The sequence below is a fragment of the Paenibacillus sp. PL2-23 genome (genome assembly GCF_040834005.1).
Taxonomy (GTDB): Bacteria; Bacillota; Bacilli; order Paenibacillales; family Paenibacillaceae; genus Pristimantibacillus.
This window is the reverse complement of record NZ_CP162129.1, coordinates 2,267,178-2,284,799: the sequence shown is the minus strand read 5'-3', so window position 1 is coordinate 2,284,799 and position 17,622 is coordinate 2,267,178. Positions and strand designations below refer to the sequence as shown.

16 protein-coding genes are annotated in these 17,622 nt (G+C 42.9%); 8 read left to right on the top strand and 8 right to left on the bottom strand.

Features of this window, described 5'->3' with window-relative positions; all coding sequences use genetic code 11:
- Positions 1 to 23: 23 nt before the first annotated feature.
- Positions 24 to 1,553 carry a nitrilase-related carbon-nitrogen hydrolase gene (locus tag AB1S56_RS09500; protein WP_340872112.1) on the bottom strand — a complete coding sequence of 510 codons (1,530 nt, stop codon included), beginning with the start codon at positions 1,551 to 1,553 and terminating at the stop codon, positions 24 to 26.
- A gap of 216 nt (positions 1,554 to 1,769) precedes the next feature.
- On the opposite strand from AB1S56_RS09500, the gene AB1S56_RS09495 reads away from it, so the two are divergent.
- A protein-coding gene (locus AB1S56_RS09495) for an IS3 family transposase (RefSeq protein ID WP_340873823.1) occupies positions 1,770 to 2,890 on the top strand; the annotation gives its coding sequence in 2 pieces (ribosomal slippage) (positions 1,770 to 1,995 and positions 1,995 to 2,890; 1,122 coding nt in all).
- A gap of 24 nt (positions 2,891 to 2,914) precedes the next feature.
- On the opposite strand, the gene AB1S56_RS09490 is transcribed toward AB1S56_RS09495, so the two are convergent.
- On the bottom strand, positions 2,915 to 3,820 hold the full coding sequence (locus tag AB1S56_RS09490) for a helix-turn-helix domain-containing protein (protein ID WP_340873610.1): 906 nt from the start codon (positions 3,818 to 3,820) through the stop codon (positions 2,915 to 2,917).
- 168 nt (positions 3,821 to 3,988) lie between these two features.
- Between AB1S56_RS09490 and AB1S56_RS09485 the strand changes: the two genes are divergently transcribed.
- The 3 genes from AB1S56_RS09485 (at position 3,989) to AB1S56_RS09475 (ending at position 6,010) form a co-directional block, all read left to right on the top strand.
- Positions 3,989 to 4,381 carry a hypothetical protein gene (locus AB1S56_RS09485; protein WP_340873609.1) on the top strand — a complete coding sequence of 131 codons (393 nt, stop codon included), beginning with the start codon at positions 3,989 to 3,991 and terminating at the stop codon, positions 4,379 to 4,381.
- Between the two features lie 191 nt (positions 4,382 to 4,572).
- A complete protein-coding gene (locus AB1S56_RS09480; protein ID WP_340873608.1) occupies positions 4,573 to 4,998 on the top strand; it encodes a DUF6326 family protein in 426 nt (141 codons plus the stop codon).
- Positions 4,999 to 5,056: 58 nt separating this feature from the next.
- Entirely contained in the window at positions 5,057 to 6,010 is a 954-nt protein-coding gene (locus AB1S56_RS09475; protein ID WP_340873607.1) for an NAD(P)-dependent alcohol dehydrogenase, read from the top strand.
- 6 nt (positions 6,011 to 6,016) lie between these two features.
- Here the strand turns inward: AB1S56_RS09475 and AB1S56_RS09470 are convergent, their stop codons facing one another.
- Positions 6,017 to 7,168 carry a glycerate kinase gene (locus AB1S56_RS09470; protein WP_340873606.1) on the bottom strand — a complete coding sequence of 384 codons (1,152 nt, stop codon included), beginning with the start codon at positions 7,166 to 7,168 and terminating at the stop codon, positions 6,017 to 6,019.
- A 449-nt stretch (positions 7,169 to 7,617) separates the two neighbouring features.
- Between AB1S56_RS09470 and AB1S56_RS09465 the strand changes: the two genes are divergently transcribed.
- Positions 7,618 to 8,277, top strand: coding sequence for a transcriptional regulator (locus AB1S56_RS09465; RefSeq protein ID WP_340873604.1), 660 nt, complete (start codon positions 7,618 to 7,620; stop codon positions 8,275 to 8,277).
- A 749-nt stretch (positions 8,278 to 9,026) separates the two neighbouring features.
- On the opposite strand, the gene AB1S56_RS09460 is transcribed toward AB1S56_RS09465, so the two are convergent.
- Genes AB1S56_RS09460 through AB1S56_RS09450 form a run of 3 tightly spaced genes read right to left on the bottom strand, consistent with a single transcriptional unit; the run spans position 9,027 to position 13,890 of the window.
- Positions 9,027 to 11,849, bottom strand: coding sequence for an AAA family ATPase (locus tag AB1S56_RS09460; RefSeq protein ID WP_340873603.1), 2,823 nt, complete (start codon positions 11,847 to 11,849; stop codon positions 9,027 to 9,029).
- 3 nt (positions 11,850 to 11,852) lie between these two features.
- Positions 11,853 to 12,386, bottom strand: coding sequence for a hypothetical protein (locus AB1S56_RS09455; RefSeq protein WP_340873601.1), 534 nt, complete (start codon positions 12,384 to 12,386; stop codon positions 11,853 to 11,855).
- Complete coding sequence (locus tag AB1S56_RS09450) at positions 12,361 to 13,890, bottom strand: hypothetical protein (RefSeq protein ID WP_340873600.1); 1,530 nt, start codon at positions 13,888 to 13,890, stop codon at positions 12,361 to 12,363. The genes AB1S56_RS09455 and AB1S56_RS09450 overlap by 26 nt, the downstream gene beginning before the upstream one ends.
- Before the next feature lie 316 nt (positions 13,891 to 14,206).
- Here AB1S56_RS09450 and radC point away from each other — a divergent pair, with 316 nt between their 5' ends.
- The 3 genes from radC to AB1S56_RS09435 all read left to right on the top strand — a co-directional run bounded on the left by radC (position 14,207) and on the right by AB1S56_RS09435 (position 16,076).
- Positions 14,207 to 14,809, top strand: a complete 603-nt coding sequence (gene radC, locus AB1S56_RS09445; protein WP_340873599.1) for a DNA repair protein RadC — start codon at positions 14,207 to 14,209, stop codon at positions 14,807 to 14,809.
- A 395-nt stretch (positions 14,810 to 15,204) separates the two neighbouring features.
- On the top strand, positions 15,205 to 15,579 hold the full coding sequence (locus tag AB1S56_RS09440) for a helix-turn-helix domain-containing protein (protein ID WP_072327831.1): 375 nt from the start codon (positions 15,205 to 15,207) through the stop codon (positions 15,577 to 15,579).
- 104 nt (positions 15,580 to 15,683) lie between these two features.
- Positions 15,684 to 16,076 carry a hypothetical protein gene (locus AB1S56_RS09435; protein ID WP_340873597.1) on the top strand — a complete coding sequence of 131 codons (393 nt, stop codon included), beginning with the start codon at positions 15,684 to 15,686 and terminating at the stop codon, positions 16,074 to 16,076.
- Positions 16,077 to 16,183: 107 nt separating this feature from the next.
- On the opposite strand, the gene AB1S56_RS09430 is transcribed toward AB1S56_RS09435, so the two are convergent.
- Positions 16,184 to 16,972, bottom strand: a complete 789-nt coding sequence (locus AB1S56_RS09430) for an AAA family ATPase (RefSeq protein ID WP_340873596.1) — start codon at positions 16,970 to 16,972, stop codon at positions 16,184 to 16,186.
- The gene (locus AB1S56_RS09425) at positions 16,969 to 17,346 is read right to left on the bottom strand and encodes a Mu transposase C-terminal domain-containing protein (protein WP_340873611.1); all 378 of its coding nucleotides are present in this window, start codon (positions 17,344 to 17,346) and stop codon (positions 16,969 to 16,971) included. Before AB1S56_RS09425 ends, AB1S56_RS09430 begins: the two co-directional genes overlap by 4 nt.
- Positions 17,347 to 17,622: the final 276 nt, after the last annotated feature.

Genomic DNA, 17,622 nt, shown 5'->3' with positions numbered 1-17,622 from the left:
CAGCAGCAGATATTTCAGCATACTTATTTCTTCAATCCGAGCAGCATTCTGCCAATGATCACTCGTACGACTAAAACAGCCAAGATCATCAGTGCTGCCGCTCCGGCCAGAATCGGCAATAGATCGCCGAGCGTCTTGTATGGCGTATGCTTCCCGCCTGGGAGAGGAAGCTCCACGGAGATGACGGTTCCATGCTCGTTATCCCAGTCGTTCATTTGGCCAACCTGACGACCCTTCGCGTCATAGGCTGCGCTCATGCCGGCATGTGTGACGCGAAGAACTGACATATGATTTTCAATCGCTCGGAAAGCGCTAATTTCAGTGTGATAGGGGGAGATGGCTTTCCAGTCGCTGGATGGAAGGATCAGAATATTAGGGTTGCCTATTCCCGCTTCCCGGATTCGATGAGGAAAGTCCGCATCGAAGCAAATCGCTACCGCAATTGTTCCAAGGGCTGTTTCGACAACCGGTACTACCTCTTCCCCTTTATTGAAGTAGCGCTCCTCGCCAGCTACCAACGAATATTTGGAATAATCCGCTTTTATTGTGCCATCAACATCAACGACAACCAATTTGTTGTCCATCTTTTGTCCGTCTTGGGCATTTACTTTTAAATAGCCAGCGATTAGAACCGCCTCAAACTCACCCGAAAGCGACTGCAGACGCTGCCGGAACTCACCCTCCTCATGCTCCATGACAATAGCGGCGCCCTCCGACCAGCCGATCAAGCGGCTGCCTCTTTCGAGCTCCTCTTTGGTGCGACCCAACATACTTTCATTGAGTTGACGGATTTGCTCGAGCCCTGCTGGTCCCCTAGTTAACCCATCATAGAATCCTGGCGTCCCCCAGCGTTCGATTAATGAAAGGACTGTATCATCCCATAATACCCGATCCGGCGTAATGCCTGAGGCCTTGACGGTTCTGGATGGTTCCTCTACGCCTGAACTTAGTATGGCGCCTGCCCCCACTAGCAGGGATACCACCGTTAATGTACTTATCCACAGCCTCCTATGATGGCGGAATCCATGACGAAATCCGGACTTGAACGCATAGGCTAGCGCGGATACAACCAAATATTGGATAAACACAATCCCCCATATGCCTGATACGGAGGCCAGCATCGCGATGGGGCGGATGTCCAATTGGCTGTACGCGGAGGAATTGAATGTCCCGAACGCACTTCCATAGCTTGAGAAGTATTCGTATCCCGTCATCAATAAGGGGAAAAACACTACCGATGCCACATGCCCTATTCGGTCGACCACCCACTTATTTACAAGCAGCAGCACAATCAACATCGCAACGGAAACCAACATCGTGACCAAGACAAGCCCCAAGCCGCCTGGCATTACGCCGTAATAAGCAATCGCCATCACGATGCTTAAGGATCCTAATGCAAGAGGGGCTGCCCGCTTCGCTTTTTCCTTGTAAAAGTACATCAGCAATACGATAGGGGCAACCCAGGCGGTGACCGCATAGAAATTCGAAGTAATCGGCACCAAATAGAACAAGCATGCAACCGCCAGCAACCACACATTGGACAGCTTTCGCACAAGCTTCACTTCCTTTTCGTTGATGCCCTAACTGTAACAGATGAGCAACGCGTCGCTTTGACGCTCCTTGCTCTCTTTTTACAGCTTCTTGTGCGTTGGGCTATTGAACGGTGGTGCTAGACTTTTAATTGGACACATCGAACCGAGAGTGCGACAATAAATCCATTCTTAATCGAGGTGTTTGACGTGACCAAAAAGTATGACAGAGAATTCAAGATGCACACCGTGCGGCTCATTCAAGAAGAAGGGAAAACGGTGGCGCAGGTAGCCCGCGAAATGGGGCTGCATGAGAATACCCTTTACCGTTGGCTAGCAGAGTTTAAAGCGGACGGAGCTCAAGCTTTTCCTGGTAGCGGTCAACTGAAGCCAGATGACAAAGCCATGCGTGATCTCCAGAAGCGAATCCGTGATCTGGAGGAAGAAAATGAAGTCCTAAAAAAGGCCATGCACTACTTCGCCAAAGACCGGCGTTGATTTATGCTTACATTCATGAACACCGCTCAAAGCGCTGTGTCACGAAGTTGTGCTCTTGGTTAGGTGTATCCCGAAGCGGTTATTACGAGTGGACGACTCGTGAAGAAAGTGAGCAAAGCCTTAAACGTAAAGAACTAGATAAGCATATACGGCAAGCATTCGTGGACTCCAGAGAGCTTTACGGAAGCCCGAAAATCCATCAGAAATTGAAACAGCAAGGCGTAATGGTTTCAGAGAAGACGGTAGGCCGGAGAATGCGCGAAATGGGCTTGAGATCGCGTACGGTCAAGAAATATAAGGCTACGACGAACTCCAAACACAACTTGCCGGTGGCCGAGAATGTCTTAAATCAGAACTTTACGGCCGAGAAGCCCAATCAGGTATGGATGGCGGATATCACCTATGTTCCCACAGATGAAGGTTGGCTTTATCTCGCTAGTGTGGAAGATCTCTGCACACGCAAAATCGCAGGATTTCACATGGATGAACGGATGACAAAGGAGCTGTGCTTAAAGGCTCTAGATCAGGCCTATCGCCTCCAAATGCCGGAGGAGGGGGTGCTGCATCATTCCGATCGCGGCAGCCAGTACGCGTCAGCCAAATACCAGGAACGTCTCCAAAATTACAAGATAACTGGCAGCATGAGTCGCAAAGGAAATTGCTACGACAATGCCTGCATCGAATCGTTCCATAGCGTTCTGAAGAAAGAGCTGATCTATCTAAATAAGTTCAAAACGAGGGCCGAGGCAAAGGCCAAAATTTTTGAATATATAACCTGTTTCTACAATGGAAAAAGGATCCACTCTTCCATAGGATACCTTACACCCAATCAGTACGAACGTACGTTCCAAAAGATGGCGTAATTCTCTCGGTTTGATGTGTCCAATCTATTGACAGAGGTCCACGGAAAGGTATATCTCGACTTGCGCATCGTCTGAATAGGGACTCGTAAATGTCGGCTCGTATTTTTCTAGTAAAAGCTCGCTGGTCAATACCTCTCCAGCAGCCGGAATCCGATATTCGTATATAAAATGATAGGATGAGAGAATTCCATCCTTATGCTCATGAAACAATTTGCCCTTATGCACAAACCTCATCACTTTGCGTTGCTCCAGTGTGACTAGCTGCATACCCAGGGGAAGCGCTCCAACCTTCTCTACTTCAACGGCAACCATCTCCTTGAAATAGGCAACTTCGTCGAGGAAGGCAATATCGTAGCACAACCGGAACAGCGAATCCGATTTCCTGTTCGGAATTTGTTCGGCTTGGTCAATAAATGCTTGAATAAACGGGAAAATCGTATCGATATTGTTATCGTTGGATTGTCTTTCGATGCCCACCAGCTGCATCTCTTCAATCGTTTCGATAGCGTCTACTACGACCACATGGCCATGTCTTGCCTTAATATCCAGCCAAATCGATTCAATATCGATTTTCGAGGCGATAGCCTCCGTCACCCTCTCCTGCCCTGCAGCGCTTTCTCTATATTTGGCCGGGGAAATACGATACATTTGTTTAAAGTTGCGGCTGAACACCTCCTGCGAGCCAAAACCATATTTGATCGCAATGTCCAGTATTCGGTCATGGGACGCTCGGATATCAGCCGCGGCTCGAATCAGCTTTCTTTTGCGTATGTAATCGTATACCGATATGCCGACCACTGCCTTAAACAGGCGATAAAAGTGAAACTTTGAAACATAAGTCGATGCAATCAGACGATCAATATCAAGCGTTTCCTCTATGCGTTCTTCCACTTCGTCCGCGAAACGCTGGATCGCTTGCAAATAATTCATCGCCATCCCATCCTTCCCTGGTACTCAAGAGCATTATAAGTCACCAGAAAATGGTTGTATATATTTGGATGGAGCGGACAACATTTCGTACACCCGTGGCGTTCATACAAACTATGAACAACTGAGAGGAATATAGTAATAGATATCCCCCGAAAGCGAGGTGATTACATGTTTCGAATTCCTCTTCACGAAGCGGCCTTGCGCCCGTATATCGGCAAAACCGTGATGGCGCGCCTGAAGGACGGGTCTCGCGTATATGGCACCATTAAGGCGCTCAAAGATGGGCGCATCGTGTTCTCCAAGATCCACAAAGGCTCGGGTCCCACTTATAATCGTCTGAAGAAACGAAATTCCAAACGAAGTAAAGCCAAAAACAAAGCCCATGTCTCCTTCTTCTTTTTCTTCGGAGCTGCCATTGCGTTAGCCTTTATTGCCGCGCTCTTCATCGTACCGTTCGGTTTCGGCAAATTCGGCGGCTGCGGCTGCGGTGGTGGCTGCGGCGGTGGCTGTGGTGGCGGATACGGCTATGGCGGTTATGGCGGCTATGGCGGTTATTACTAAGAAGCCTCCCAAGCCCAGTACACGACCATCAAGAACGACGAGAGGCGGCGCATTCCGTGCGCCGTCTTTCGTCGTGCTCGGGTCTACTGAGTTTTAGAAAATATTTAGAATTGCTTTCGAGGATGTTTATACTTCCCCTTTAGACTAAGAAGTGTTGATAATCGTTGTGATGGAGGCGGAAGGAGAATAATATGAATAAGAAAGCACAACATGCACTGGAGGACATGAAGGTCAGTTCGAGGCTGAAGATTGCTGCGCTGTGGGCAAGTTTTATGTTTCTCTATATTTATGTTGATTATTTCGCATTATATATGCCGGGCAAAATCGAAGGCATTCTGGCAGGAGAAATCTATATATTTGACATCTCCTATGTCTTTCTATTGGTCGCGCTGATTTCTGTAACCATTCCTGCTCTCATGATTTTCCTTTCTGTAACCCTGCCGGCAAAAGCAAGTCGCTGGACAAATATCCTTGTTTCAGTGGTGTATATTCCCTATACATTATTTAATTTGGCAGGAGAGGCTTGGGTGCACATGGTGTTTGGCACTGTTGTAGAAGTCACTCTTCTTTGCCTAATTATATGGTATGCCTGGAAGTGGCCTAGACTGGATAGCTAAGCAACACGGTTTCGGGCTAATGCTGTTCCGTCATATTACCTCCAATTAAAGGGTGTTGATGATGAAAAACATGATGAAAGCGGTCATCTATAACAAACAAGCTTCACCTGACAAGTTCGTTTATTGTGATGTAGAAATACCAACGCCTACTGACAATGAAGTATTAATAAAGGTGAAGTCTGCGTCAGTAAACGCGGCAGATTATCGTTCTATGAAAATGGGCATGATCCCCAAGAAAAAGATATTTGGAGCCGATCTAGCAGGCATAGTTGAGGCGGTTGGAAAAAATATTAAAAAATTTAAACCAGGGGATGAAGTCATTGGCGAACTATCTAACGTTGGGTTTGGAGGTTTTGCCCAATACGCAGTTGCTCTCGAAACCGTTTTAATACATAAACCGGCCAATATCTCTTTTGAAGAAGCGGCAGCCTTGCCTATGGCATCTGTGACAGCACTGCAGGGTTTGAGGGACATAGGCCATATTCAGAGGGGTCAACATGTTCTGATTGTTGGCAGTAGTGGTGGAGTTGGGACATTCGCCGTACAGCTTGGACAATACTTCGGTGCAATCGTAACAGGCGTATGCAGTACGAAGCATGTTGAGCAGACCAAAATCTTGGGCGCAGATTCCGTCATCGATTACAAAAGGGAGAATTTCGCTAAAACGAACAGGACGTATGACCTGATTTTAGCCATTAACGGCAATTATCCTCTTTCTCTTTATAAGCGCATGTTAAATCCTAACGGCAGATCTGTTATGGTTGGGGGTACTTTGAGTCAAATTTTCAAGTCCATGCTGTTTGCTCGGCTGATGTCGTTTGGTTCGAAAAAAATGCGGATGCTGATGGCGAAATCGAATCAACAGGATTTAGCTTATATAGCAAGCCTTGTAGAACGGGGGGATGTAACCCCTGTTATTGACAAGCAATTCCCCCTTGACAGAACTGCCGATGCGATGCGTTATATAGCGGAAGGGCATGCAAAAGGGAAAATATTGATTCATGTGGAATGATCCCATCTATCTGCATGATCCATTTGCGAAACACTGCATGATTCTCATCATGTGCATCGTCCGTTCAGCAGCCCATTCTGGTGCTTGCTTCATGGCTTCTTCCAAGCTGCACGGACCAGGCACAATCGAAAACCCTGCTACAAGTCCGATCCGTTTCATCTCCTGCAGGGAGAGGCTGACCGATCCGCATAACGCAACCACTGGGGTCTGATGCCGTTGTCCCAACTGGCATACGCCAGCTATTACTTTTCCTGAAAGCGTTTGTTGATCCAACTTGCCCTCTCCCGTAATGACCAGATCCGCGGAGGCCATGGCCTCACTCAGTCTTGTCGCTTCCATCACATAATCGATGCCAGATGCCAGCTTCGCTCCCAGAAATGCCGCGAAGGCCGCTCCCATGCCCCCGGCTGCGCCAGCGCCGGACAACGTGCTTACCCTGATTCCCTCTTGTGCTTCCACGCACTGGGCGTACCGAGCAAGAGCTTCATCCAGCACAGACACTTGTTCGGCATCGGCTCCTTTTTGCGGGCCAAAGATCGCTGCAGCCCCATTCGGTCCGCAGAGTGGATTCGTGACGTCACTGGCGATGACAAAGCTCGATTGCCGCAGCCTTTCATCCAGTCTCGAACGGTCGTAATGCTGGAGCTCCAATAAAGCTTGACCACCCGTTTGCTCCAATTCGTTGCCTTGTGCATCCAACCAGCGCATGCCGAGGGCGCGCAGCATTCCCATCCCGCCATCCACTGTGGCACTTCCGCCTAAGCCAATAACAAAGCGTCGGCAGCCCAGATTCAAGGCATGCTGGATGAGCTGTCCCGTGCCATAGCTGTCGGCCCGCATGGGATTGCGCTCCTCAGGCTGCAACAAAGTCAGTCCGGAGGCTTCCGCCATTTCAATCACTGCCGTCTGTCCATCATCCATGAGGCCATATCGAGCCTTGATCTCTCTGCCCAGTGGATCATGGACCATCGCATGCCGATAAGTGCCCCCGCAAGACTGAATAAGCGATGACACCAACCCCTCCCCTCCATCAGAGAGGGGGAGCTTATGAATGATTGCATCCGGGCAAACGGCTTTGATTCCTGTTTCTATCGCATCACATAATGCTTCTGCAGATATGGAGCCTTTGAAGCTGTCTGGCGCGATTACAATCTTCATCCATCATTCCGCCTTTCATGCCTTATTCTTGACATCATATCAACTTTCTCAGTCTCATCAGGTCTAGATATCTCCCACCTCTATCATACACAATACTGGTCCAAATATCTCTTCCATTTCAGGTGGAATCATGATGCGATAGGCACATAAAAAGGACTCGCGGGATATGTCATGGACGGTGCCATTCGCGTTTCGGGAGCAAGCTGTCTACTTTCGCGACTGACTTTTTAGGATAAAAAACCGACGTACCCGGTCTTCGTTTATGATATAATTGGAATTGGATTACACAAGAAGAAAAATGGTGTGAAGAACATGCCGCATGAATACTTTTATGCTTCTACTCCTGAAGCATAAAGCCATTCATGCGGCTTGCTTGTTTTATACGGTTATGAAAGCCTAATTCCGAATAAGAAAAGTTCCGATAGCGAAAAATGGCGAAGGTGGTAGCTATGATGAGCGCACTATTTGAAAAGCAGTATGATAAATGGTTAAATTTCCATATTTCTAACGAAAAAAATCCCAAACGCAAAGAATTACTTAATAAAGGCTTGAGTCACAGTACCGTTAAATTTCTGCAGTCCATATGGTTCCCCACAATTGGAAGCCTGAGCAACTTGTATCCTGAGTATGAAGTCCGTGACCTCAACAATAAATATCGTTACCTGGATCTTGCTTATATGCCCAATGGCACCAAAAGCTGTATTGAAATTCATGATTATCGCAGTCATGCCCGAGATGTTGATACCAGTCGCTTTAAGGATTTATGTATGAAGCAAGCAATGCTGGTACTTGATGATTGGTATTTTCTCCCTATCGCTTATTTGTCTATTCGTGATGATCCGGAAGTATGCAAGCAATTGGTGCTGTCATTTGTAGGGAAGTTCTTATCCGTGGATATATCTTTGAAGTTAACCTGGGCCGAGGCAGAGACTATTCGATATGCACGCAGAGTCATGCGAGCCTTTGAACCTCGTGAGCTTGCTGATCACCTGCTGCTTTCAGAGAACCGAACCCGAGTTGTCTTGCGTTCTCTGTTAGATAAAAGATTACTTATAGTAGCCAGCGGCATACAGAGATATCGGACCTATCAGTTAAGCGATTCATTCTAATGGTTGCTATAACGGTTATTCATGGGAAATAGCAGCTATAGCAGTTTAACGGTTGCAGCAGTGCTTAATACTTTGAAATGTACCGGATTATCGCAAACAAAGGGAAAATAACAACACTCACAACCGTTAGACTCTAACTTTATTTGCAACAGGCACATTAAGCTCCATGAGAACCGTTAGAATCGCCGCCCCAGTTGCCTCCGCGCGGACTGAACCCCGGGGTTCGCCCCCTTCGCCTAGGGGGATTGACTCGCAATAACTCGTCTATCCCACATGGGATGTCCGAATCTTGATCGAATGGCTGACGAAGCATAATCGACGATGACTTTTAGCGGTAGATTCAGACGCCGTGCTCGTCCGTTCGAAGCTTATTCTTTGAAGCATCCCTGCCACTCCCTCCGCGCGGACTGAACCCCGGGGTTCGCTCCCTTTGCGGCACTCCATACAAAGCAAAAACCGACCCATTATTTGGATCGGATTTTGCTTATGTATGGAGCCTAGGGGGATCGAACCCCTGACCTCATCGCTGCCAGTGGAGAGATGGGTTTTTGTGCGTTAAGGAAAATGCGGGAGAAAGCTTTGTGGGGCAAGGCTTTCTTGAATATTATGCTTCTACGTTCGAATGCGCCGCGGCGCTCGTAAAAGAAAAAGTGTGACCAGAAATGTGACCACACGCAGTCAGTAACGAGAATACAATCCTCATGACATTTCATGGTGGCTTATGTCATTAAGAACTATTTGAATATCTTTTAAATCTGTTTTATAATCGGACCTTCTTCAGTATACCCCACGATATGATATTGGATCGTGTTTTTGTTCCTCATTTTAATTGACAATAATTGTGCAAAGTTATCATCGTGAGTTGAAATTATAAGTCTCTTATGTTGGTATCTAGAAGAATCCATAATAGCTCTCAAGACATCTATAAATGCTAGTATATTTACATCATCCATACTTTGAATAGGATCGTCTAAAAAAAGCTGTTCTAATTCACTATAGCTCTGTGTTAGACCCAAACCTAAAAATATACTCAGCGCTAGTATATTAAGTTGAGCAGCACTGAAAATTTGATCAAGATAGAGATCAACTTTATCCTCAAGTTGTGTCTCTCCAATAAAATTGGTACCACGATCTGTATTGGTAATATGAAGTTTTTTGTGAAAAGGATGCGGATTAATTGCTTCGTATACCCAACTAATTACAGGGTGATTTTCTAGGCGTTGCTTAATAACTCTCTTCTGTTTATTAAATAATCTATCGTACTGGTCATCTATAATTTCCTTAGCTCTTTCAAGTGCTTTTATGTGGTTGTCAAGTTTCTCAATTTTTTTATCCAGTTCGCTAAATTCCCCTAATGATTTAGAGAATTCAGTAGGAATATTGTACTTTAATATTTCATTTAAAAATCTAGAAAGTTGCTCAGCAAACTCTTTGTTTTTTTTATTGAGCTGAATACTAATAAGCAAATTATCTTCTTCTTGATTTTCTCCTGAGTCTTGAGTTTTTAGCGACTTTATTTCCGTTTGAATATCTGACAAATTAGGTTGATGTAAGATTCCCATTTCAATATGATTTTTTTGAATCCATTCTCTACAGTCAACTATATATTTATCAAGTTCATCCTTGTTAATTTGCTCCTCATTCCCCAAATCATTGAACAAAACCTTTATCGATTCTCTTGCCTGAGTAATACTGTGTTCTAATTCATTTTTTCTATTATTTATCTCTCTTTCCTGTTCATCTAGAGCAAGGTTATCACTATTTAATTTGTTTAAAATAAAGGTGTACTGTTTAACAAATGCATTTCTTACGGATTCCACTTCTAATTTCATTGAGTTTAATATGTCTTTCTCAAAATTATTTTCTAGTTCTTTTAACTTTGCTAGTACATCGGTTTCCTTTTTGGAGATAATATCAATTTGTTTGTTTCCCTTTGCAAATGTTAAGTCAATAATTGAAGTTAGTTTACTTGCAACACTTATGTCAACACCCCAATTAACAAATAACTCTCTGTAACGCTCATCCGAGAAATTATTGTTTAAACATACTGGGCATTCCCTGATATCTGCCTCGTTAGTTGCTATATATTCTTTAACCATAGTTAACAATCTTTGATATTCTGTATTTAAATCTGATAATTCTTTTTTAGTGTTACTACAGTTCTCTAGTTCTTGTAATAGGGCCTGTCTTTCTTTTTGGAATAATTCTTCTTTATTTTTCCACTCCGATAATTCATAGTCCGTACTAGTTTTAATTAATACGTATTCATTTTCTTGTAAGAGTAATAAATTTACAAACTCTTGATTAAATTTGCTCAGTTCATTTCTATCAATAATATATTTTGACCAATAGGCTTCATTTACAGCTTTATTGGTATAATCAAGATTGTTAGTAATGGATAAAAACAATGCGTTGTATTTACTAAGTTCATTTTTTTTATGAGAGATATTTTCAATTTTCCCCCTTATAACATTTCCGCTTTCAATTATACTCGAAATCTCCTGTTTAATTTCTACTATGTTACTTGCTTTAAGAAGTTGTGCATGGTGTGATAACTTCATCATTTCTTCAGCTTTATGAAGTAAACCAAGTTTCTTTGTTCGTTCATGCCTACGGTTCAGCTCTCCCATCTCTGTATTCAATAAGGTCTGCTGATTCGAAGCATTTTGATGTACAATTGAAATGTTTTCGAATAACTCTGCAATATTGTGTAAGTTTATCTCCTTATTAGAGAGCAAAGACAGCTTTAGCTCTTCACTGAGTATATCAACTTTTATAAGTTCTAAAACTGGTCCTAGCGTTTGCCTTATAGTATCTAGATATTGTAATTCATTCTCAAACCCGAGTTTAGTGAACGATTGACTGATCCCAGACTTAATATTATTGTAATGAGTCAAATCCGTACTTAGTTGTTTAAGTTTGTTACTAACCTTATTATTTGGTCCTTTAAGCTTTCCTAAGAGTTGTATTGTAGAAGCAAGCTTCTCCTCCTGAAGCAACCGCATAAATATTTCTCTTCGCTCTGAAGGCGAATTATTTCGAAGAAAATCACTTATACTTTCTTGTCCCAACATATGTGTATTGAAAAAGGTATCCTTATCTTCAGTCTCTTTAATAAACTGATTCAATACCTCCTCATTACTTACGCGCTCTAGTTGCCCATTGAAGCCCATATACACATTAGATGTATACCCTTTATCGTTCTTCGATGTCTTCAGAATTGGGCTGTTTGAAGTTCTAACTATAGACAGTCCATTGCCAAAAAGTAGTTCTACATAAATTTCTCTTTTTCTTTTTGCCCCATCTAATGGATGATAGAATTTTAAATAATGGCTTTTTTTTAATTCATTTGCAATGTAGGTATCATCGTCATAAAATTTGTTTAATCTATACACATTATCCGTTAAGCACCATTCAATTGCTTCATAAAATGATGTCTTTCCAAAGCCATTAAATCCGTGGAAAACGACTAATTGTGAGTCAAGGGCACTATACACATAACATTTATCTTCCCTTGCATTGTTTTCCCCATACCCTCTAAAGTTTCTAATTTTCACTTCTGTTAAATACAATTATTAAGCCTCCTTATCAACCAAAATATTAACATTATTCAAGAACTCGTCTAACTTTTCATAATTTATATCTGGCTCATTTTCATAAGTATCTAATAAAGAAATTCTATCAAGTTCTTTATGTGGAAACACTACTCTTCTAAACTCATCGATAAGTTCTTGCTCGTGTTCATATTGAATTATTATTTTTCGTGCAATGAATCGATCTCTTTCGTATCTAGATAAGACCTCTGAAGGAAATTTACTTTCTGGTTTTATCACATTATGAAGTGCTATTATATATAAATCCCATAAAAACTTTGCCATAGGTATTTTATTACCTTCTACATATTCTAAATTTTTTTCATTATTAATCTCGTGAATAATCTTATTTCGGACGGAAGGAATATGATTAACCAATTTGTTTATTTCATCAAGCTGTTCAATTCTTATAATTATCAGAATTTTATCTTCATTTAGATTACATATGTAAGCACCATTCAATTCTTCGAAAAGCAAGTATCTCTCTATCTCAAGTAAGCGTAACAACTCCTCCATAACTAGCCACCCCTTTAAAATACTCCGAAAATTCACATGTGTTTCCGTTTGAGTTTAACTTCAAACATTTCGTACACTTGTAGTCGAATGACTTATAGTAACTTTGATTTATAACAGTTTCAATTGGTTTACCAATGTCAAGAACTAAGTTATCAATTTCTGTTTTATTAAACTTGCATACTTCACAGGCTAAATCCATAATAATTGTTTCATCACCAAGAGCTTTTTCAATATCATTAGTTTTTTGAGTGTGATGAATAAAAGAAATAATGGAGGAAGATTCATCTTCCTGCACAATGCTCGAAACTGATGTTATCAATGAGAAGGCTTTAAAATTCGAAAATTGGATATTATTTAAGCCCTCTTGCTCAGAAAGACTAACTTCCCCGAGACTTCTTTCAGCCATAGAATATATTTCTCCCATTACTTTAAATAAGTCATGGATTTTCAAGGGGTAAGGATGCTCCGCATCCATTAAGTACCTAGAATTCACTTTATCTTGGCCAAATTTCCCAATTTCTTGAAACCACTGTTCTGTACAGTCATTGACCACTCTCAGTATATGTTGAATATTATCGCTATATCCTTTTCTTTGAAGCAATTTTTCGTAACGTATTATTTCTGCTTCAATCTCAGCAATTGTTTTAGCGAGAGATTGTTTTTCCATAAAGAGTTTAATGCGAGCATCATAATCATGAACTATTGCGTGCAATTCTTGCACTGTTACGTGCGTTCTTTTGCCGTCAACCGTTGTATCTAAGAATGAATCAAGAATCATAAATCGAATATTATCGTATTGACTAGATTCAATATCTGGAAACTTTTCTTTCAATAGCATTTCCGTTTCATCTTTCAATTTAATAACACTGTCATATTTATCTTCCTTTGATAAAGGAAAATTGAAGAATATTTGATTTATGAACACTTTTAACTCTTCATCTGATAAAATACCATCCGGATCAGCACAAAATGAGAGTTCATTAGGATCATTAACTAATGATTTAATAAATTCTTTGTTATACTGAGGCTTTATCATATTAGGATGATTAATATCGTATTGACTCTTAAACAGTTCGAACCGCTCTTTAACGGGTTTTTTACTTAAATTCTCAGATACTAGACAGTTTTTAATATAGATAAGGTATTCATCAATATTAGTAAAAATACCATTATTCCAATTTACAAAGAAATGCTGATCATTAAGGGAAATTGGAACATTCGTTCTAATATTGAATAACCCAGTTGTTTTAGTTTTCTTAAAATGATTATAAAAATTATAAATTGTATGCCTTATCGGGTCATCGTTTCTTGAAAATGAGTTCGCTTTATAAAATTTAACCTCTATAAATAAATCTTGACCTTTATTTACTCGCACATCAGCATCACATTCGACACCAACATACCCCTTCGGAAAATCTGATATACCAACAAGCTCACGAACCGCAATCAGTAGTTGATAATAAAACCCTGCAATTGTATGCTTTACATCCGTAGAACTCATCATATTTCCCTTCTTTCCGTTCACTATAATAAAATCAATTATCTTAGTGAACTACACTAGATGGATCCACTAAGACTGCAGAACTACTCATTTCTACATATTTCGCCAATTAATTACCAACACCTTCCAAACACACGTTCTATTTTCGTTAAATTGAGATTAAGCTTTCGCTTAGTAAAATGAGTGCATTGGTTTCCATATTATACCTCTGATACCTATACAGATAGGTAGTCCTCGCGAGAGGCGACAAAAAGGCTGGACACTTTCATAAGTGTCTAGCCTTTTTGTAACCATAAATATAATCAGGAGGTAGATTTAAATGAACAATCGCAAAGATGATCTGATAAATTTGATTTCAGAAGTTTTACGTGAACGTGCCGACAGCTATCCCATCCAACAACTACTCAACCAGTTTCCGACTATAGCAGAACTAATGGACGTAACCGAGCAGCAACTCATGAGCATTAAAGGAATCGGCATGGGTAAAGCTCGTCAGTTAACAGCCCTAAAGCTTGCAAAGAACTTGACCATTCCAACTTATGAGGAAACAACAATACGCAGTCCTAAAGACGCATTTGACTTACTTGAACCTGAACTCAGGTATGCAACCAAAGAACATTTCATTTGCTTATTTTTGAATACAAAGAACAGAGTGATCTTTAAAGAAATCATTTCGATTGGCTCTCTCAACGCTGCAATCGTTCATCCAAGGGAAGTATTCCGCGCAGCGATTAAACGTTGTAGCGCCTCTCTCATCTGTGCTCATAACCATCCGAGTGGTGACCCTAATCCCTCTCCAGAAGACGTTGAATTAACCAAACGGCTGGCGAGAGCAGGAGAAATTGTGGGCATAGAAGTGCTAGATCACCTCATAATTGGAGGAAACACCTTCGTCAGTCTAAAAGAAAAAGGCTTAATGTGAAGAACAAAATAACCCTTGAAACTATTGGTAAGTATATGTATATTATTATCATAAATGGTTTTCCCACTTTTGATATGGAACTCGCGATTTCAGCAAAGGGTTCCACAGCCGTAAAGTATAATGACTTTGCACTAGCTGCCAATAATAACAAACATTTTGACGCAGACACAGGACAACTTCAAAGATTCATGAGATGAAGACTATTTCTCGTGCAATCTTTAAAGTTGCCTTCGTTGTATGCGTCTTTTTTGTTGCCCAAAGGCGGAAATTCATATATGTAGCCATAAAATACGGATGATTATTCACGATATCGTATCTCCAGATACTTTTTTAGTGGCTATATCATATTGAAGCAAAAACAGGAAAAATCTATCATTTTTATGGGGGTGTGAATTATGAATCCAAGACAACATATCGGTGAGCGAATACGACTATTGCGACTACAGAAAGGAATGAGCCAGGAACAGCTGGCACTTCACTCATCTATTAACATAAGTTACCTTGGACAGATTGAGCGGGGAGAAAAAAACAATTGCACGATTAATACACTCGAAAAGATAGCGACTGGTCTGGGGTGCTCTTTGGAAAACTTGTTTGGTAGTGAATCACCGCTAGACAACCGGACAAATGATAAAAATGCCGTTCTGACTGTACTTACTACTGAGGATTTAAAGAAGCTTATCGTTGATACCATAAACAGTAGAGTGTCAGGTCAACGAACGGAATGCAAGAGCAATGAATCTGTTAAAAATGGAATGAGCCTACCATGACAGCTATTCTCGATGAAAGGATGCATTTATAGATTCAAATTTGAGTTCCGCGTTGTGTAGCAAGGTCAAGTAGTCGATCATATTCAAACAAAAGGAGCATCGCTATGTCAATCGAAGCCGATAAAAACGTTGTTATTCCCAAAGTGGATATAGAGCCAATCCAGCTTGAAAACCCAATGAAAGCTTATAAAAAAGCATACCTCATCCTCATTCCCGCAGGAACGATTGCTCTTGCTGCAATGGGAGGGGCCGTAGGTGCTCTATTTGGAGCAGTCATCGGATGGACAGCGTCTTATATCTTTATGCAAGGAGTCTCGGGAATTAAGCTGTTCAAATTAAATTTTAAGGATTATTCTCTGGCAAGACCTTTAACGGACGATCAATTATTTACGCAATTATCATCAATAAATCAACATCCCGATTTTAAAATTGAAAAAGGAGCATGGGGCGTATATTTTACGTTCAAAAATACGACAACGCTGTTAACGCTCACGTAATTTGTCGGTTTAATCCTCGCCGTCAATGACGTGAGCGTTTATGCATCACTCACGTCAATTTGGTGAGTGGCCGAACGCCACTCATTCATAGCGGCGGAAACGGCGGGTTACCCCGCCGAGCCTCGTTGCCTGTCCATATCCGTAAGTACTCGCCCAATGTGCATATCTTCCACAACTTCTTGACCCTCTGGCAGATGAAATAGAACTTGGCTGCAAATCTGGTTTACGACCCGCGGGATGCCCTGGCTCGCTGCATGCAACGTCTGAATAGCACTCTCCGAGAACAGTGGGCGTTCCATCTTTGCGGCTTCAAGATGGTGCCGGACGTACCCCGCCGTTTCTTCCCTGTTCATGCCGCTTAAATGGTATTGGATGCCAATACGTTGGCTAATCGCTTCGTTCTTCTTGAGCCGCAGCTTTTTGCGCAGTTCCGGCTGTCCGGCCAACAATACGGGAAACAAGGATCGTGCATCCATCTGGTGACTCATTACGAAGCGGAGCTCGAGCAGCATCGCATCACTCATCTCGTGTGCCTCATCAATCACGACGATGACGCTTCGTTCCGCCTGCGCCTCTCTGCGCACCATCACCTCGCCCCATAATCGCCGGGCCTTGGCGACGGAGTAAGGCGGTTCCTCATCCACATGCGCAAGCAATTGTGCATAGAAATCCCGCGGCTTCAAATCCGCCATGCTCAGGTAGATCAGCAGCGTTCGCATGGGATCCAGCGCACTAAATAACCGCCTGAGCAACGCAGACTTCCCGCTGCCGACCTCGCCGGTCAAGACGCCAAGTAAACGGTGTTCCACAGCCATGTTTAATCGTTCAAACGCTTCTTGGTGGGCCCCAAACGCATAACAAGGCGCCACCTCACGGGTAAATGGGCGTAGGCTCATCGCACATCACCGCCTTTTCCAGTAAAGCGAAGCTCTTCAGTGGTCCATGCCGCTTGGCGTTTTCTCTCGGCTAGCGCCAGAAACGAGAGTGTCTCGTCCGCTGGCGTCTCGGGCACCCCGTCAAGCGCAGCAGCAGCGGCCTTGCGGCTGCGCTTGTTGTTGAGTTCCACCGGTACAGCATCCGCATACTGCTGCTCTCCGTCCCATACCTGCAGCTCGCTCAGATCAAACGGGTCGTATCGCAGGGTGACCGTCCGGCGCACAAGGTCGCTGTCCACCTCATAGGTGTTGCCATCAAGCCGTATGCAGCCCGTCTTGTCCACCTTCCGGGTCTCTTCCCACAGAAAGAGTTCATTGAGATCCACCAGCGGCATGCGCTTACGCGGCTTGCCACTCGCAACAAATCGCTCCTTAGGGGACTGTTTTGTGCTGCCATGTTCGCGCGTGTGGTAGTAGCCATCGAGCCAACTGCGCAGTGCGGCATTCAACTCTTCGAGCGTTGTCACCCCACCCTTATTCACGAGCGCCTGTACCTCGGGACGGAAGCTCGAGTCTACAAATTGGAACAGCCTTTCAACCTTCCCCTTATTATGCGAAGCTTCGCATAAACGCGGCAAAGTTGAGCGTCTAAACGGCGCTGTTCAGAGCTT

Excerpts from the sequence above, each read along its gene's own strand:
- AB1S56_RS09490 (WP_340873610.1), bottom strand. The coding sequence starts at position 3,820 with ATGAATTATTTGCAAGCGATCCAGCGTTTCGCGGACGAAGTGGAAGAA.
- AB1S56_RS09485 (WP_340873609.1), top strand. The coding sequence starts at position 3,989 with ATGTTTCGAATTCCTCTTCACGAAGCGGCCTTGCGCCCGTATATCGGC.
- AB1S56_RS09480 (WP_340873608.1), top strand. The coding sequence starts at position 4,573 with ATGAATAAGAAAGCACAACATGCACTGGAGGACATGAAGGTCAGTTCG.
- AB1S56_RS09475 (WP_340873607.1), top strand. The coding sequence starts at position 5,057 with ATGATGAAAAACATGATGAAAGCGGTCATCTATAACAAACAAGCTTCA.
- AB1S56_RS09470 (WP_340873606.1), bottom strand. The coding sequence starts at position 7,168 with ATGAAGATTGTAATCGCGCCAGACAGCTTCAAAGGCTCCATATCTGCA.
- AB1S56_RS09465 (WP_340873604.1), top strand. The coding sequence starts at position 7,618 with ATGATGAGCGCACTATTTGAAAAGCAGTATGATAAATGGTTAAATTTC.
- AB1S56_RS09455 (WP_340873601.1), bottom strand. The coding sequence starts at position 12,386 with ATGGAGGAGTTGTTACGCTTACTTGAGATAGAGAGATACTTGCTTTTC.
- AB1S56_RS09450 (WP_340873600.1), bottom strand. The coding sequence starts at position 13,890 with ATGATGAGTTCTACGGATGTAAAGCATACAATTGCAGGGTTTTATTAT.
- radC (WP_340873599.1), top strand. The coding sequence starts at position 14,207 with ATGAACAATCGCAAAGATGATCTGATAAATTTGATTTCAGAAGTTTTA.
- AB1S56_RS09440 (WP_072327831.1), top strand. The coding sequence starts at position 15,205 with ATGAATCCAAGACAACATATCGGTGAGCGAATACGACTATTGCGACTA.
- AB1S56_RS09435 (WP_340873597.1), top strand. The coding sequence starts at position 15,684 with ATGTCAATCGAAGCCGATAAAAACGTTGTTATTCCCAAAGTGGATATA.
- AB1S56_RS09430 (WP_340873596.1), bottom strand. The coding sequence starts at position 16,972 with ATGAGCCTACGCCCATTTACCCGTGAGGTGGCGCCTTGTTATGCGTTT.
- AB1S56_RS09425 (WP_340873611.1), bottom strand. The coding sequence starts at position 17,346 with ATGCCGCTGGTGGATCTCAATGAACTCTTTCTGTGGGAAGAGACCCGG.